The 16,039-nt window shown below is 72.0% G+C and carries 15 protein-coding genes and 1 pseudogene; 11 read left to right on the top strand and 5 right to left on the bottom strand.

All coding sequences use genetic code 11. The features are described 5' to 3' along the window. Window positions 1-1,406, bottom strand: a 1,406-nt coding sequence (locus tag DY245_RS38080; RefSeq protein ID WP_244943520.1) for a DEAD/DEAH box helicase, incomplete at its 3' end; no start/stop codon positions are given. A 437-nt stretch (window positions 1,407-1,843) separates the two neighbouring features. Between DY245_RS38080 and DY245_RS38075 the strand changes: the two genes are divergently transcribed. Then, on the top strand, window positions 1,844-2,581 hold the full coding sequence (locus tag DY245_RS38075) for a ferritin-like fold-containing protein (RefSeq protein WP_128511673.1): 738 nt from the start codon (window positions 1,844-1,846) through the stop codon (window positions 2,579-2,581). 46 nt (window positions 2,582-2,627) lie between these two features. Here the strand turns inward: DY245_RS38075 and DY245_RS38070 are convergent, their stop codons facing one another. From DY245_RS38070 to DY245_RS38055, 4 genes are all read right to left on the bottom strand, one after another. Further along, entirely contained in the window at window positions 2,628-2,918 is a 291-nt protein-coding gene (locus tag DY245_RS38070) for a hypothetical protein (RefSeq protein ID WP_128511672.1), read from the bottom strand. Window positions 2,919-3,126: 208 nt separating this feature from the next. Beyond that, window positions 3,127-3,354 carry a DUF3107 domain-containing protein gene (locus DY245_RS38065; protein WP_128511671.1) on the bottom strand — a complete coding sequence of 76 codons (228 nt, stop codon included), beginning with the start codon at window positions 3,352-3,354 and terminating at the stop codon, window positions 3,127-3,129. A gap of 141 nt (window positions 3,355-3,495) precedes the next feature. Further along, the gene (locus DY245_RS38060; protein WP_128511670.1) at window positions 3,496-4,137 is read right to left on the bottom strand and encodes a TetR/AcrR family transcriptional regulator; all 642 of its coding nucleotides are present in this window, start codon (window positions 4,135-4,137) and stop codon (window positions 3,496-3,498) included. 148 nt (window positions 4,138-4,285) lie between these two features. After that, complete coding sequence (locus tag DY245_RS38055) at window positions 4,286-4,504, bottom strand: hypothetical protein (RefSeq protein WP_128511669.1); 219 nt, start codon at window positions 4,502-4,504, stop codon at window positions 4,286-4,288. Between the two features lie 171 nt (window positions 4,505-4,675). Between DY245_RS38055 and DY245_RS38050 the strand changes: the two genes are divergently transcribed. From DY245_RS38050 to DY245_RS38010, 10 genes and pseudogenes are all read left to right on the top strand, one after another. Next, entirely contained in the window at window positions 4,676-5,695 is a 1,020-nt protein-coding gene (locus DY245_RS38050; RefSeq protein WP_128511668.1) for an alpha/beta fold hydrolase, read from the top strand. A gap of 149 nt (window positions 5,696-5,844) precedes the next feature. Next, window positions 5,845-7,134: a DUF3152 domain-containing protein gene (locus tag DY245_RS38045; protein ID WP_244943519.1), complete on the top strand. Its 1,290-nt coding sequence runs from the start codon at window positions 5,845-5,847 to the stop codon at window positions 7,132-7,134. A gap of 131 nt (window positions 7,135-7,265) precedes the next feature. After that, window positions 7,266-7,358: an Ms4533A family Cys-rich leader peptide gene (locus tag DY245_RS48040; RefSeq protein WP_342354255.1), complete on the top strand. Its 93-nt coding sequence runs from the start codon at window positions 7,266-7,268 to the stop codon at window positions 7,356-7,358. Between the two features lie 201 nt (window positions 7,359-7,559). After that, entirely contained in the window at window positions 7,560-9,299 is a 1,740-nt protein-coding gene (locus DY245_RS38040) for an ABC transporter substrate-binding protein (protein ID WP_128511666.1), read from the top strand. A gap of 15 nt (window positions 9,300-9,314) precedes the next feature. Beyond that, a complete protein-coding gene (locus tag DY245_RS38035) occupies window positions 9,315-10,283 on the top strand; it encodes an ABC transporter permease (protein WP_128511665.1) in 969 nt (322 codons plus the stop codon). Then, window positions 10,280-11,269, top strand: coding sequence for an ABC transporter permease (locus DY245_RS38030; protein WP_128511664.1), 990 nt, complete (start codon window positions 10,280-10,282; stop codon window positions 11,267-11,269). Before DY245_RS38035 ends, DY245_RS38030 begins: the two co-directional genes overlap by 4 nt. Continuing rightward, on the top strand, window positions 11,266-12,957 hold the full coding sequence (locus DY245_RS38025) for a dipeptide ABC transporter ATP-binding protein (protein ID WP_128511663.1): 1,692 nt from the start codon (window positions 11,266-11,268) through the stop codon (window positions 12,955-12,957). Before DY245_RS38030 ends, DY245_RS38025 begins: the two co-directional genes overlap by 4 nt. Window positions 12,958-13,139: 182 nt before the next feature. Beyond that, on the top strand, window positions 13,140-15,035 hold the full coding sequence (locus tag DY245_RS38020) for a DUF3492 domain-containing protein (protein ID WP_128511662.1): 1,896 nt from the start codon (window positions 13,140-13,142) through the stop codon (window positions 15,033-15,035). An 11-nt stretch (window positions 15,036-15,046) separates the two neighbouring features. After that, window positions 15,047-15,310, top strand: a complete 264-nt coding sequence (locus DY245_RS38015; RefSeq protein ID WP_128511661.1) for a hypothetical protein — start codon at window positions 15,047-15,049, stop codon at window positions 15,308-15,310. Next, window positions 15,307-16,039, top strand: a pseudogene (locus tag DY245_RS38010) (hypothetical protein); the annotation flags it as partial. The gene DY245_RS38015 and the pseudogene DY245_RS38010, both read left to right, overlap by 4 nt.

Raw genomic sequence — 16,039 nt, 5'->3', positions numbered from 1 at the left:
GCCGGGCCGTCCATCGGCGTGCCGCCGCGGGTGCGGCGGCGCTGGCGTGGCGTACGGGTGCGCTCGGGGCGCTCCTCCTGCACGGCGGCAACGGCGGCCTTGCGGGGCCCACGGCCGCGGCCGCCGGTCTCGCCCAGGTCCTCGACCTCTTCCGCGGCCAGCCCGGCCCGGGTGCGCTCGGCGCGCGGCAGCACGCCCTTGGTGCCCGCGGGGATGTTGAGCAGCTCGTAGAGGTGCGCAGAGGTGGAGTAGGTCTCCTCCGGCTCGTCGAACGAGAGGTCCAGCGCCTTGTTGATCAGCTTCCAGCGCGGGATGTCGTCCCAGTCGACGAGGGTGACCGCGGTGCCCTTGGCGCCCGCGCGGCCCGTACGGCCGATGCGGTGCAGGTAGGTCTTCTCGTCCTCGGGCGACTGGTAGTTGATGACATGGGTCACACCCTCGACGTCGATGCCGCGGGCCGCGACGTCGGTGCAGACCAGCACATCGACCTTGCCGTTGCGGAAGGCGCGCAGCGCCTGCTCACGGGCGCCCTGGCCGAGGTCGCCGTGCACCGCGCCGGACGCGAAACCGCGCCGCGCGAGCTGGTCGGCGATATCGGCGGCGGTCCGCTTCGTACGGCAGAACACCATCGCCAGGCCCCGGCCCTCGGCCTGGAGGATGCGGGAGACCAGCTCCGGCTTGTCCATGGAGTGCGCGCGGAAGATGTGCTGGGTGGTGTTGGCGACGGTCTGGCCCTCGTCGTCCGGCGCGGTGGCGCGGATGTGCGTGGGCTGCGACATGTAGCGGCGGGCCAGGGAGATGACCTGGCCGGGCATGGTCGCGGAGAACAGCATCGTCTGGCGCTTGGCCGGCAGCAGCTGGATGATCTTCTCGACGTCGGGCAGGAAGCCCAGGTCGAGCATCTCGTCGGCCTCGTCCAGGACCAGGCTCTTGACCTGGGAGAGGTCGAGCTTCTTCTGGCCCGCCAGGTCGAGCAGCCGGCCGGGCGTGCCGACGATGACGTCGACGCCCTTCTTCAGCGCTTCGACCTGCGGCTCGTAGGCACGGCCGCCGTAGATGGCCAGCACCCGGACATTACGCACCTTGCCGGCGGTGAGCAGATCGTTGGTGACCTGCTGGCACAGCTCGCGGGTGGGCACGACCACCAGCGCCTGCGGCGCCTCGGTCAGCTGCTCGGGCCGTGCCCTGCCGACCTCCACGTCCACGGGGACCGTGACGCGCTCCAGGAGCGGCAGACCGAAGCCCAGGGTCTTACCCGTGCCGGTCTTGGCCTGGCCGATGACGTCGTTGCCGGAGAGGGCGACGGGGAGCGTCAGCTCCTGGATGGGAAAGGGAGAAATGATGCCGACGGCCTCCAGGGCCTCGGCCGTCTCGGGGAAAATCCCAAGGTCTCGAAACGTAGACAGAATCTTGCCTCTTCTGTGAGACGCGGCGTGAGGCGGCGAAGGGGGTCGTACCGCACCGATGTACGGGTTCGTACGGGGCCGGCCTGATACAGCCGGTGGCGCGGGACCACTGCCAACGCTCAGGCACTCCTGCCGCGAGCGGTGTCCCTCCTGCTGTGCGTACGTCTCGTACGCGCCACGGGGGAGGGCGGTCGGTTGGAGCCGATCGGGCCACCGACCGGGCATCCGCTTTCGTGGAACGACCCACCGATACTCGGCAGGTCCAATACCACTGTACCCCGGATATGGCGCACCCATCCGAAGGCTTGTATGAGTGAGGAATACGTCACGTCCCGGCGCGGCGCCGGAGCGCCGGGACGGCCGGCCGTTCGTACGGGTGAACGGAAGTGGCTGACCAGGACCTTCCCCGGGCCGCCGAGCGGGCTATTGTGCCGGTCATGGGAACGCCTGACAACGCCGCGGCTGACGCGCAAGAACACACCGGGATCGCCGCCCAGGACTGGGCGCAGGCATCCGCCGACCCGCACTACCGGGCCGCCGTGATCGATCTGCTCGGCGCGCTCGCGTACGGCGAGCTGTCCGCCTTCGAGCGCCTGGCGGAGGACGCCAAGCTGGCGCCGACGATGGACGACAAGGCCGAACTGGCCAAGATGGCCTCGGCCGAGTTCCACCACTTCGAGCGGCTGCGGGAGCGGCTCGCACAGATCGAGGCGGAGCCGAACGAGGCCATGGAGCCGTTCGCCGCCGCACTGGACGAGTTCCACCGCCAGACCGCGCCGTCGGACTGGCTGGAGGGCCTGGTCAAGGCCTATGTCGGCGACTCGATCGCCAGTGACTTCTACCGTGAGGTCGCGGCCCGCCTGGACTCCGACACCCGCGATCTGGTGCTCGCGGTGCTGGACGACACCGGGCATGCCTCGTTCGCCGTCGAGAAGGTGCGGGCGGCCATCGAGGCCGAGCCGCGGGTCGGCGGGCGGCTGGCGCTGTGGGCGCGGCGGCTGATGGGCGAGGCGCTCTCGCAGGCGCAGCGGGTCGTCGCGGACCGCGACTCGCTCTCCACGATGCTGGTGGGCGGGGTGGCCGACGGCTTCGACCTGGCCGAGGTCGGCCGGATGTTCTCCCGGATCACCGAGGCGCACACCAAGCGGATGGCGGCGCTGGGTCTCGCGGCCTGACGTACCGAAGGAGTCGTGCCGGGCGGCGTGCGGGCCTATACGGGCCTCAGGCCGTCCGGTGCCCCTTCAGTGGTGTGGTCGGCCGCCGAAGACGGTGGCGCGGCGGGCGCACCAGAACCGACAGCAGGGCCGCGCCCACGGCCACCGCGGCGACCATCACCTGGACGGGATGCCCGGGGCCGAGGATGGAGCGGGTCAGCAGGGCGCCGAGCAGCGCCGCGACCGGGCCCGTCGCCAGGGTGAGGGTGCGCGCGGGGAAGCGGTCGGGCAGCCAGTGCGTGGCGGACAGGGCGATGGCGAAGCCGATGAGCACGGCGCCGAGCGCTTCCCAGATCATGCTGAACCCTCCCGCGTGAACAAGGCCGATCGGACGAACAAATCGGTCGTAGGCGGTCGTACCCAAGGGGCACCGGAAGCAACCCTCCCGATGCCGGTCCCTTGCCTGATCAGCGCAGCGGGACGGACACGAACAGCGGCGGCCCGGAGACAACTCTCCGGGCCGCCGCCACTGTCCCTGTGGGGCGCCGCATCCGGCGCCCCGTCGATCAGAGCGCGCCGAAGCCGACCTTGCGGCCGGCGGGCTCGCCGAGCTCCACGTAGGCAAGCCGGTCCGCCGGGACCAGGATCTTGCGGCCGTGTTCGTCCACCAGCTTCAGCAGCTCCGACTTGCCGGCCAGCGCATCGGACACCGCGCTCTCGACCTCTTCGGCAGACTGCCCGCTCTCCAGAACGATCTCGCGGGGCGCGTGCTGCACGCCGATCTTGACCTCCACGGCTTTTGTCCCTCCGACGGTCTGGGGGTCCCCCTGCGTTGGCTGGGGGAGGGTGCGCGGCCATCCGCGCTGTACCCAGCACACATTAGCCCGGTACGGGGACCCGCAGGACGCCATGGAGCACGCCAGCAGCGAACACGGTCAGTGCGTGTCGCTCCCGTGCAGCGGGAAGCCGGCGATGCCCTTCCAGGCGAGCGAGGTCAGCAGCTGCACCGCGGTGTCCCGCGGGACCTGGCTCCCGGAGGAGAGCCAGTAGCGCGCCACCACCTGGGAGACACCGCCCAGACCCACCGCCAGCAGCATCGATTCGTCCACCGACAGGCCGGTGTCCTCGGCGATCACCGCGCTTATGGCCTCGGCGCACTCCAGCGACACCTTGTCCACCCGCTCGCGGACCGCCGGCTCATTGGTGAGGTCCGACTCGAAGACCAGGCGGAAGGCGCCGCCCGGGTCCTCCACGTAGGCGAAGTAGGCGTCCATCGTCGCCGCGACCCGCTGCTTGTTGTCGGTGGTCGATGCCAGCGCCGAGCGCACCGAATGCAGCAGGGACTCGCAGTGCTGGTCGAGCAGAGCCAGGTAGAGATCCAGCTTGCCCGGGAAGTGCTGGTAGAGCACCGGCTTGCTGACACCCGCCCGCTCGGCGATGTCGTCCATCGCGGCCGCGTGGTAGCCCTGGGCGACAAAAACTTCCTGGGCTGCACCCAGAAGCTGATTCCGCCGGGCGCGGCGTGGCAGACGTGTGCCCCGCGGGCGCGCCGCCTCGGTCTGCTCGATGGCGCTCACGCTGCCTCCCAGAAATTGTTCCGTACGCGGCCTGCACAAGGTGGTGCACCGCGCCCGCCATCGTACTTTTGGGTAACGAGGCTGTGCGCGGTCCAGAGCGAGAATTTCTGCCCGGCACTGCTGCGGCAATCCGACATAACGCCCCAGGTCATCGGTATTCGTCTTCGTTGAGCTCCACGACACGGGCCTGTTCGACGCGATCTGCCTCGTTGGCCGCGTCCGGGTCGGAATCGGTCGGCGGCTCGTCGCGGCGCGGCGTGAGATCGGTGTACTGCTCCGCGGCGTCCGCTTCCGGTGCCTCGACGTCAAGCTGCGCGGTGTCGTCCTCGTCCTCGAATGTGTCCGGGTCTGTCGGGTCGACGCGCATGGTGGCTCCCTTTCTCGCGGGCTCGCTCTGTCGGCTGGTGCCTGGCATGAAAGCAGGGGCCGGGGCGGTTGCCCTTGCCTACGAGCGTAGGAGAGTGGCCGCGGTGGCGCGATGCGGTGTGTGACCGCGAACACACAATCGGGGGCGTGATCGTCTCGTAACATCGACCCCATGTCTTCGACCGAGTCGCCGGACACCGCGACCGCCGCCCTCCCGGTGCCACCGGCCGGCCCCGGCCGGCGCGGCGCGGCGGAGACGGTGCACACCGTGACCCTGCCGGGCCTGACACTGCATGTACGGGCACCGTCCGGGCGGGACGGCGGACCGGACGGCGCCGGAGGCGACGCCGGACGGGAGCGCGCACCTGCCCTGTACGTGCACGGCCTCGGCGGCTCCTCGCAGAACTGGTCCGCCCTGATGCCGCTGCTCGCCGACCGGCTGGACGGTGAGGCGATCGATCTGCCCGGCTTCGGCCAGTCGCCGCCGCCGGACGACGGCAACCACTCCGTCTCCGCGCAGGCCCGCGCGGTCATCCGCTACCTCGACGCGGCCGGGCGCGGCCCCGTACACCTCATCGGCAACTCCCTGGGCGGCGCCGTGACGACCCGGGTGGCGGCGGTGCGCCCGGACCTCGTCCGCACCCTGACGCTGATCTCGCCGGCGCTGCCCGAGCTGCGGCCGCAGCTGACGGCGGTGCCCACGGCGCTGCTCGCGGTCCCCGGCATCACCACGCTCTTCGGCAAGCTCACCCGGGACTGGACGCCCGAGCGCCGCACCCGCGAGGTGCTGGCGCTCTGCTACGGCGACCCCGGCCGGGTCACCCCGGAAGGGTTCAACGCCGCGGCCGACGAATTCGCCCGGCGGCTCGAACTCCCTTATTTCTGGGACGTGATGGAGCGCTCGGCGCGCGGTCTGGTGAACGCGTACACGCTCGGCGGACAGCACAATTTGTGGCGTCAGGCAGAGCGGGTGCTCGCCCCCACACTTCTCGTCTACGGTGGACGCGACCGCCTGGTCTCCATCCGGATGGCGCGGCGGGCGGCCGCGGCGTTCCGCGGTTCGCGGCTGCTGACACTGCCGGAGGCGGGACACGTGGCGATGATGGAGTACCCGGAAGCGGTGGCGCGGGCCGTCCGCGAGCTGCTCGACAGTGAAGTGACCGATGTGACCGCTGATGCGGGCAGGAGCTGACACGCGCCGTGGGACGCCATAGCCGCCGAGGCCGGCCGGAAGTCGCAGCAGATACGACTGACACCTCAAGGACGGCCGGCCCGCCCGGCGGCCCGGCCCCCGAGCCGGGACCGGGGCGCCGCAGACGCGAACCGGTCGAGGGCGCCGCGGTGCGCGGCGGTCACCCCGAACAGCATGAGCCGGGCGGCGGTTGGGGCGCGTTCCCCGGCGCGCCGGCGTCCCCGAGGGTGCCCGGGCAGGGCGCGCCGAGGATCCCCCGGCCGCGCGCGGAGATGTTCGGTACACCCGCGCTCGCCACACCGGGCGGCGGACCGGGGCCGCGGCGCGACTATGTGGAGGCCTTTGACGCGGGGCTGTTCCCGGGCGGCGGGAACGCCACCGAGGGCCCGGCCGACCCGGACGACGATGTGTTCCGGGCCGGTGCGCCCCGTACGGCGGACCCGACGGCCACCCCGTACGGGCCTCCCGCCGACGGCGTGCCGCCGGGCGGCCGGTTCACCGGACGGTCGGTGGTCTTCGACCGGGACGAGATCGACGCGCAGGACCGGCGGGACGAACTCGGCGCGGACGGCGCGGAGTCGGCCGACCCGGCGGACGGATCCGATGCGGAGCAGTCGCGGCACGGCGACACCAAGGGCGGCAAGGGCCGGACGTTCACCGGCGCCGCGGCCGCCGCGGTGACCACCGTGCTCGCCGTGGTCATCGCGGGCCAGGTAGCCGACCAGCACCAGGACGGCGGCGACCCGCAGCCGCGCAGCGGAAACGACCGTACCGACGGCGTCGGCGACGCGGCCTCCAGGTCGCAGGCCAGGCCCACCCAGGACGCCAAGCCCGCCAGTTACGACGAGCAGATGACGCAGGTCTTCCCGCTGGACCCGCATCTGACGGCCGGCGGCAGCTTCCGGCCGGTCGGCGGCGATGCCAAGGCGCCCGGGCACGGCAAGGTGCTGCGCTACCGCGTCGATATCGAGGACGGGCTGCCGCTGGACGGCAAGCTGTTCGCCGAGGCGGTGCACAAGACCCTCAACGACGACCGGAGTTGGGCGCACGGCGGGCAGCGGACCTTCCAGCGGGTGGGATCCGGCGACGCCGATTTCGTGATCACGCTGGCGAGCCCGGGGACCACCGCGAAGTGGTGTGCCAAGTCCAGTCTGGACACCACCGAGGACAATGTCTCCTGCGACTCGGCGGCCACCGAGCGTGTCATGATCAACGCCTATCGGTGGGCGCAGGGCGCGAAGACCTACGGCCCCGACAAGATGCTCGCCTACCGCCAGATGCTGATCAATCACGAGGTCGGCCACCGGCTCGGTCACAACCACGAGGCCTGCTCCCGGCAGGGCGCGCTCGCCCCGGTCATGATGCAGCAGACCAAATTCCTGACGACGGACGGTGTGACCTGCCGGCCCAACTCCTGGCCGTTTCCCACCCAGCGGTGAGCTGACCGGCGCCGGGCGCGCAGCGGCGTGAGGTCCGGGCGTGAGGCTGGGTGCGGGCCGGGTGTGAGACAAGGTGTCTTGTATCGCGAGACACCTTGCCAGGAAGCGAATGTTCGTTCCATGATCTGCGCATGCCGCACCGCCACGCCACCGATCACGCCGCCATAGAGCTGGCGCTGCTCGGCGTGTCCGTGCAGTCCGTGGCCGACATCGACTGTCGCTGAGGCCCTTCCCGGCTTCGTAGAGGCCCGCCTCGCCCGTGCGGAATTCCCCGCGCGGCGCCGAGCCGGGCTCCGAACCGGGGCATTCCCCCGCGTATCCGCGTAATTCACCTCTTTTACGTGTCCGCAGGGGCGGCCTCGCGCCTCATCGCGCCCCCCTGCCGCCTTTTGCGGGTACACCCTGCTGCGAAAGGCACCCTCGCCATGGCCGAGCCGGCCCCTTCCCGTCAACTCTCCGTCATCGCACGCCGGGTGGCCGCCGCCGCGGTGAGCGTCGCACTCGCCGGCGGTGCCGTCGCCTGCGGGCCCAAGGACAGCAGCGCCGCCGGCGGAGCGGAGGACGCGCCGAAGAAGGGCGGCACGCTGACGATCCTGAACTCCGACCCGCAGACCGACTTCGACCCCGCGCGGCTGTACACCTCCGGCGGCGGCAAGGTGCCCACACTCGTCTTCCGCACGCTGACCACCCGCAACCGCGAGAACGGCGCACCCGGCACCAAGGTCGTACCGGACCTCGCCACCGACACCGGGCGCCCCAGCAAGAACGCCACCGTGTGGACGTACACCCTCAAGGACGGCCTGAAGTTCGAGGACGGCTCGCCGATCACCAGCGCCGATATCAAATACGGCATCGAGCGGTCCTTTGCCGCGGAACTCTCGGGCGGTGCGCCCTATCTGCGGGACTGGCTGGTCGGCGGCGACACGTACGAAGGCCCGTACAAGGACAAGTCCAAGGACGGTCTGAAGTCGATCGGGACGCCGGACGAAAAGACCCTCGTCTTTCATCTGAAGAAGCCCGAAGGGGAATTCCCGCTGCTGGCGACGCAGACCCAGTTCGCGCCGGTACCGCGGAAGAAGGACAACGGAACGAAGTACGAGGAACACCCGGTCTCCTCGGGCCCGTACAAGGTCGTCAAGAACACCGGCGACGGCGAGCACCTGGTGCTCACGCGCAATGAGAACTGGTCGGAGAAGACCGACGTGGAACGGCACGCCTACCCCGACACCATCGAGGTGAAGTCGGGTCTGGACTCCGCCGTCATCAACCAGCGGCTGTCCACCGGCTCGGGCGCCGACGCCGCGGCGATCACCACCGACACCAATCTCGGCCCCGCCGAACTCGCCCAGATCGGCAACGACAAGGAACTCCAGAAGCGGGTCGGCACCGGCCACTTCGGCTACACCAATTACCTCGCCTTCAACCCGGAGGTGAAGCCCTTCGACAATCCGAAGGTGCGCCAGGCCATCGCCTATGCCGTCAACCGGCAGAGCGTGGTGAACGCGGCCGGCGGCTCCTCGCTCGCCGAGCCCGCCACCACCTTCCTGCCGAACCAGAAATCCTTCGGCTACACACCCGCCGACCCCTTCCCGGCCGGAAAGACCGGAAATCCCGGTAAGGCCAAGGAACTGCTGAAGCAGGCCGGCTACAAGAACGGGCTGAGCATCACCCTCACCCACTCCACCGCCAAGAACTTCGCGACCAGCCCGGATGTCGCCACCGCCGTCCAGGAAGCGCTGAAGAAGGCCGGTATCACCGTCAAACTGGCCGGCCTGGAGGACAACGACTACAAGGACAAGGTCCACAGCATCAAGGACGAGCCGGGCCTGTTCATCGGCGGCTGGGGTGCGGACTGGCCCTCCGGCGGCCCGTTCCTCGCGCCGATCTTCGACGGCCGGCAGATCGTCAAGGACGCCTACAACTTCAACCACGCACAGCTCGACGACCCGGCGGTCAACCACGAGATCGACGAGATCAACAAGCTGACCGATCTGACCGCGGCCGCCGGGCGATGGGGCGCCCTGGACAAGAAGATCGGCGAAAAGGCGCTGTCCGTACCGCTGTTCCACCCCGTCTACAAGCGGCTCTACGGCAAGGACGTCAAGAACATCGTGATCAGCGACTGGGACGGCGTGCTCGACCCCTCGCAGGTCGCGGTCAAGTAGAGCCGGCAGCACCACATGAGTGACCTTCAGGAAACCGGAGTATGGCGGCGGCTGCGCGCCCGTCCGTCGGCCGTCGTGGCCGCCGCCGTACTCGCGGTCCTCGCCCTCTTCGCCCTCGGCGCGCCGCTGCTGTCGGCACTGGAGGGCCAGGACCCCACCACCTACCACGACAGCCTCATCGACTCGGCCCGCGGCGGGGTGCCCCTCGGCCCGTACGGCGGGATCGGCGCCGACCACTGGCTCGGCGTCGAACCGGGCACCGGCCGGGATCTGTTCGCCCGGCTGCTGTACGGCGCCCGGATCTCGCTGCTGGTCGCCCTCGGGGCCACCGTCGTCCAGGTGCTGATCGGCGTCACGATCGGCCTGGCGGCCGGCTTCGGCAGCCGGTTCGTCGACACCGTGCTGTCCCGCTTCACCGATGTGATGGTGGCGCTGCCGATGCTGGTCTTCGGCGTCGCGCTGACCGCCGTCGTACCGGCCGACTTCCCCCGCCCGTTGCTGCTGATCATCGTCATCGGCCTGCTCAGCTGGGGCGGCACCTCACGCATCGTGCGGGCCCAGACGCTGTCGCTCAAGAAGCTCGATTACGTGGCGGCGGCCCGGCTCGGCGGCTCGCGGCCCTGGCGGGTGGCACGGCGTGAGCTGCTGCCCGCGCTGGCCGCACCGGTGATCACCTACGCGGCGATCCTGGTCCCGATGAACATGGTGGTCGAGGCCTCGCTGTCCTTCCTGGGCATCGGCGTCCGGCCGCCCGCCTCGTCATGGGGCCAGATGCTGTCCACGGCCACCACGTGGTTCCGCGCCGACCCGACCTACGTCCTGCTGCCCGCGGCCTGCCTGTTCGTGACCGTGCTGGCCTTCACCGTGCTGGGCGACGCCCTGCGCACCGCACTCGATCCGCGCGAGCGCTCCCGGCTGCGGGTCGGCACCCGCGGCGGCTCCCGGGGCGCCGAGCGGGCGACGACGAAAGGTGCCGCCGTATGACCGGCTATGCCCTGCGCAGACTGGGCGGCGCGCTGATCGTCCTCTTCCTGCTGTCCGTCCTTGTCTATCTGCTCTTCTACGTCGCACCCGGCGACCCCGCACGGCTTGCTTGCGGACCGCGCTGCAACGCCGAACAGATCCGCCAGGTACAAGACCAACTCGGCCTGAACGAACCCCTGTTGACGCAGTATCTGCACTTCCTCCAAGGCGTCGTCAGCGGCCGCGACTACTCCACCGGAACCGGCGTACTGCACTGCCACGCACCCTGCTTCGGCCTCTCCTACCAGAACGACCAGCCGGTCACCGAGCTGCTCTCCGCCCGGCTGCCGGTCACCGCCTCGCTCGCGCTCGGCGCCATGGTGCTGTGGTTGCTGCTCGGCGTCGGCACCGGGCTGCTGTCCGCGCTGCGCCGCGGCGGGACGACCGAACGTGTGCTGACCGTGCTCACCCTCACCGGCACCGCCACCCCGGTCTTCATCACCGGCCTCCTGCTGCTGATGATCTTCTGCGCATACCTCCAGTGGCTGCCGTTCCCCACCTATGTGCCGCTGACCGAGGACCCCGAACAGTGGGCCTGGAATCTGCTGCTGCCCTGGACGGCGCTGGCCCTGCTGGAGTCCGCCAAATACGCCCGGCTGACCCGCTCGGCCACCCTGGAGACGCTGGCCGAGGACCATATCCGCACCTTCCGGGCGTACGGCGTACGTGAGCGGACGGTCATCGGCCGGCACGCCCTGCGCGGCGCGCTGCCGCCGGTCATCGCGCTCAACGCCGTCGACCTTGGCGCGATGTTCGGCGGCGCGATGCTCACCGAGACCCTGTTCGGCCTGCCCGGCATCGGCCAGCTGCTGGTCCACTCCGTACGGAGCGTGGACCTGCCGGTGGTCGTCGGCGCGGTGCTGGCCATCGGCGCGGCCGTGGTCCTCGCAGGCGCCGTCGCCGATGTCCTCTACGCGCTCGCCGACCGAAGGGTGACCCTCACATGACCGCACCACTGGTCGAGGTCACCGACCTCGCGATCACCTTCCCGGCCGGAGAAGGCGCCCGCCCCGAGGACGCCGTACGCGCCGTCGACAAACTCTCCTTCACCCTCGCGCCCGGCCGCGCGCTGGGCATCGTGGGGGAGTCCGGCTCGGGCAAGTCCACCGTCGCCGCCGCGCTGCTCGACCTGCACCGGGGCACCGGCGCACGGGTCGGGGGCACGGTCCGGGTCGACGGACTGGACGTCCTCGCCGCCCCGGAAGCGGAGCTGCGCCGGCTGCGCGGCGGCACCGCCGCGATGATCTTCCAGGACCCGCTGTCCTCCCTGGACCCCTACTACGCCATCGGTGACCAGATCGCCGAGGTCCACCGGGTGCACCGGCCGGACGCCTCGTGGCGCACCGCCCGCGCCCGCGCCGTCGAGGCGCTGGACCGGGTCGGGATCGCGGACGCGGCCCGCCGCGCCCGCTCCCGGCCGCATGAATTCAGCGGCGGGATGCGGCAGCGCGCCCTGATCGCGATGGCGCTGGCCTGCGAACCCCGGCTGATGATCGCCGATGAGCCGACCACCGCCCTGGACGTCACGGTCCAGGCCCAGATCCTCGATCTGCTGCACGAGCTGCGGGCCGAGACCGCAATGGGCCTGGTCCTGGTCACCCACGACCTCGGGGTCGTCGCGGGCAGCGTGGACGAGGTGCTGGTGATGCGCGCCGGCCGGGCCGTCGAGCACGGCCCCGTCGGCGAGGTGCTGAGCGCGCCGGCCGCGCCGTACACCAAGGAGCTGCTGGCGGCGGTGCCCCGGGTGGACGCGGTACGGGAGCGGCCCGCGATACCGGCACCCCGCAAGGCCGTCCGCCCGGCGCCTTCCGCGGCCCCCGCGCCCGGCGAGCCACTCGTCGAAGCGACCGGCCTGCGCCGCGAGTTCGGCCGGCGCGCGGCCCGTACCACCGCCGTGGAGGAGGTCTCGCTGACCGTACGGGCCGGCGAAACCCTCGGCCTGGTAGGCGAGTCCGGCAGTGGCAAGACCACCCTCGGCCGGATGCTGGTCCGCCTCCTGGACCCCACCGCCGGGACGCTGCGCTACCGGGGCCGCGAGATCGGCTCCCTGGGCGAACGCCAACTGCGCCCGCTACGAAGCGAGTTGCAGATGGTCTTCCAGGACCCGGCGTCCTCCCTCAACCCGCGCCGCACCATCGGCGAATCGGTCGCCGACCCGCTGCGCGCCGCCGGCGAACTGGACGACGCCGCGATCGTCCGGCGCGCACGCGAGCTGCTGGAGCGGGTCGGGCTCGACCCGGCGTGGTACCACCGCTATCCGCACGAGTTCAGCGGTGGCCAGCGCCAGCGCGTCGGCATCGCCCGGGCGCTCGCGCCCTCGCCCCGGCTGCTGGTCTGCGACGAACCGGTCTCCGCGCTGGACGTCACCACCCAGGCCCAGGTGATGGAGCTGCTCGGCGAACTCCGCCGGGAGCTGGGCCTCTCGCTGGTCTTCATCGCCCACGATCTGGCGGTCGTACGGGCGGTCAGCGACCGGGTCGCGGTGATGCGGGCCGGCCGGATCGTGGAGGAGGGGCCGGTCGACACCGTCTACGACCATCCGCAGCACCCCTACACCCAGGGGCTCCTGGCGGCCGTCCCGGTGCTCGATCCGCAGGTCGCCGCGGACCGCAGGGCGCTACGGGCTGTGGCGTAGCGAACACATAGCGCGTCGAAACGCCCTTAGGGGCGGAAAGTTACGTGCTTTCACCCCTTCCGGTGGCGCGATGGACAACCGTCCATCGCGCCACCGGCCCTTTTGCATAGCTTCTTCCTGCAAGTGACGGCCGTGCCGCCGTCGCACCAGGGACGCCGATATGGGAGGACGGGGGTGCACTCATGCGCATTGGACTGCTCACCGAGGGTGGCTATCCGTATGCGTCCGGTGAGTCGCATGTGTGGTGCGACCGGCTCGTGCGCGGGCTCACCGGCCATGACTTCGAGCTCTACGCCCTGACCACCGACGCCCACCAGGAAGCCGGCCGCTGGCTCGAACTTCCGGATCATGTACGGCTGGTGCGCAGCGCACCCCTGTGGGGCGACTTCCCCGCCGAGCACCACCGGACCGCCGGCGACCGCAGGGGCCGCGCCCCCGGACGGCGCGAACGCCGCCGTTTCGCCACACACTTCGCCGACCTCGTGACAGCCTTCACCACGGCACCTCCCGGAGCGGCGAAGACGCCGGCCGGGGATCTGCCGGCCGGCCCGGACGGCGCCCTCGAAAACTCTGTGACCAGGAAGGCGGACCGTTTCGCCGCCGGTCTCTACGGGCTCGCCGAACTCGCCCGCGAGCGCGGCGGACTGCCCGCACTGCTGCACTCCGAAGCGGCCGTACGCATCCTCGAAGGCGCCTGCCACAGCCCCCGCGCGCTGCCCGCCGCCCACGGCGCACAGCTCAACGACCTGCTCGCGGTCGCCGCACAGCTCGAACTCGCGCTGCGCCCCCTCTCCCTGGACTGGTACGGCGACCGGTACACCCCCGGACTCGGCGGCGTGGACCTCTGCCACGCCACCTCCGGCGGAGCGGCCGCCCTCCCCGGACTGCTGGCCAAGCGCTTCTTCGGCACCCCGCTCCTGGTCACCGAGTGCGGCGTACGGCTGCGCGAGCACTACCTCGCCCGCGCCGCGGCACCGCTGAGCGCGCCGGTGCGCGCACTGCTCGCCGCCTTCCAGGGCGCACTGGCCGCCGAGACCTACGCCCAGGCCGCCCTGATCACCCCCGGCAACACCCACGCCCGGCGCTGGCAGGAGCGCTGCGGCGCCGACCGCGCCCGACTGCGCACGGTCTACCCCGGCATGGACGCCGCCCCCTTCGCCACCGTCGCGGACGCCCCGGCCGACGACTCCAAGACCCTGGTGTGGGTCGGCACCGTCGAGCCCGCCAAGGACCTCGTCGCGCTGCTGCACGCCTTCGCCGAGATCCGCAGGCACGAACCGGAAGCCACCCTGCGGATCATCGGCGGACCCGGCCCCGACCCGCAGGCGCCCGGATATCTCGCGCACTGCCGGGCGCTGGCCGCCCAGTTCTTCCCCGACGAGGCGGCCGACGCCCACACCATCGGCGAGAACCCGGTCAGCTTCGAGGAGATCGGCAGCCCCGACGTGCCGGCCCTGGAGGACGCCTACGCCTCCGGCGCCGTGGTCGTGCTCTCCAGCGTCACCGAGGGCTTTCCGCGCTCCCTGGTGGAGGCGATGTTCTGCGGCCGCGCCACGGTGTCGACCGACGCCGGCGCGGTCTGCGAAGTCATCGGCGGCACCGGCCTGGTCGTCCCGCCGCGCAACCCCCGCGCCCTCGCCGCGGCCTGCTGCGCGCTGCTCGGCGACCCGGACCGCAGGGCCCGGCTCGGCGCGGCGGCCCGGGCACGGGCGCTCGAACTGTTCACGGTCGAGCAGAACATCGCGGCATTTCGTGGCATCTACCTGGAGCTGATCTCGCACGCCCCGGCCCACCGGGCCGACTCCCGCGCGCGGGACGCACACGGCGTACCGCAGCCCTTCGCCCACCCCGCCGAATCCCATGTCCCCGGCCACTGGGCCACGACCGGCGCCGCCACCCGCACCACCGCACCGGCCGACCGTACGCCGAGCTGGGCGGTGCCGGAGGCGGAGCAGCCGGCCGCGGTGCCGGTCACGGCCGGTGCCCGCGGGGGACCGGGGGAGCGGCCGGTGTCCGGGCGGCGGGACGGCCGGCGGGACCGGGACGAGACGGTGATGAGGCAGGCGTGGTCAGCGTGAGGGAGATGGCAATGGTGACGGCTGTGGTGGACGTGATGTGTGCGATGGGTGTGGTGGGCGTGGCCCTGGTCACGGGCATGGCCGATGTGGCGCACGGCGGCATCCGGGACGGCCGCCGGCGCGGCGCCCGCCCCGCGGCCCCGGCATATGCCGGCGAACGCACGACGCCCGAAGGCCGCGGCCGCCCCGGCCACCCACCCCGGGCGCACACCCCGCACCCCCGTCCCGACCAGGGCGTCTGCACACCGGCCCGGCGGGGGGAGAACGGATCATGACCACACCCGACGGCGCCGCCGCCCAGGCTCCGGCGCAGCGCAAGGACGCCACCGCCCGCCCCGCACGACGCGGCCCCGCCGACCCCGTACGCGCCCTGATGCACCATCACCAGAACCTGTGCGCACACGCCGTCGACGCGCTGGAGATCGCCGCCGGCCTGGAGGCATACGGCGTCACCGACCGCACGGCCGCGCGCTTCCGGCACCGCGATGTCTTCTCGCTCGCCGAGGAGCTCTACGCCCGGGTGCCGCGCGCCGAGCCGGACGGCGCACCCGCGGCCACGGCCGAGTCCCCCTCCACACCCTCCCCCGGGCGCCCGCCCGCCCCCGCCGGCCGGTCCCGGAGCGTGCGCGGGGCGCTGCAACTGCTGCCCGGCGCGGTCTGCCTCGCGACCGTCGCCGCCCTCGCCTCGTCCGACGAGGCAACCCCACTGGCCCGTAAGGCGGTGGGCACCGCGGGCGTCGTCCTCCTCGCCCTCGCCGTGCGGCTGGCCGTACGCACCGGACCGCTGCGACTGCGCCACCACGAGCCCCGCACGCGGGCCGCGGCCCTGTGGATCTGCTGGACGGCCGGGTACGCGGTGTACGGCGACTGGCTGCTGGGGCAACTGCTGACCGGCGGCCCCGATCTGCCGGCCGCCGCCCCCCGGCCCGCCGTCGCCACCGCCGTGGCACTGGCCTGCGCCCTCGCCCCCGCGGCCGGCTGCGCCCGCTGGTTCGCGGTCCGCG

Source organism: Streptomyces inhibens, from assembly GCF_003389455.1.
Lineage (GTDB): Bacteria > Actinomycetota > Actinomycetes > Streptomycetales > Streptomycetaceae > Streptomyces > Streptomyces inhibens.
This window is presented reverse-complemented; position numbering and strand designations above follow the sequence as displayed.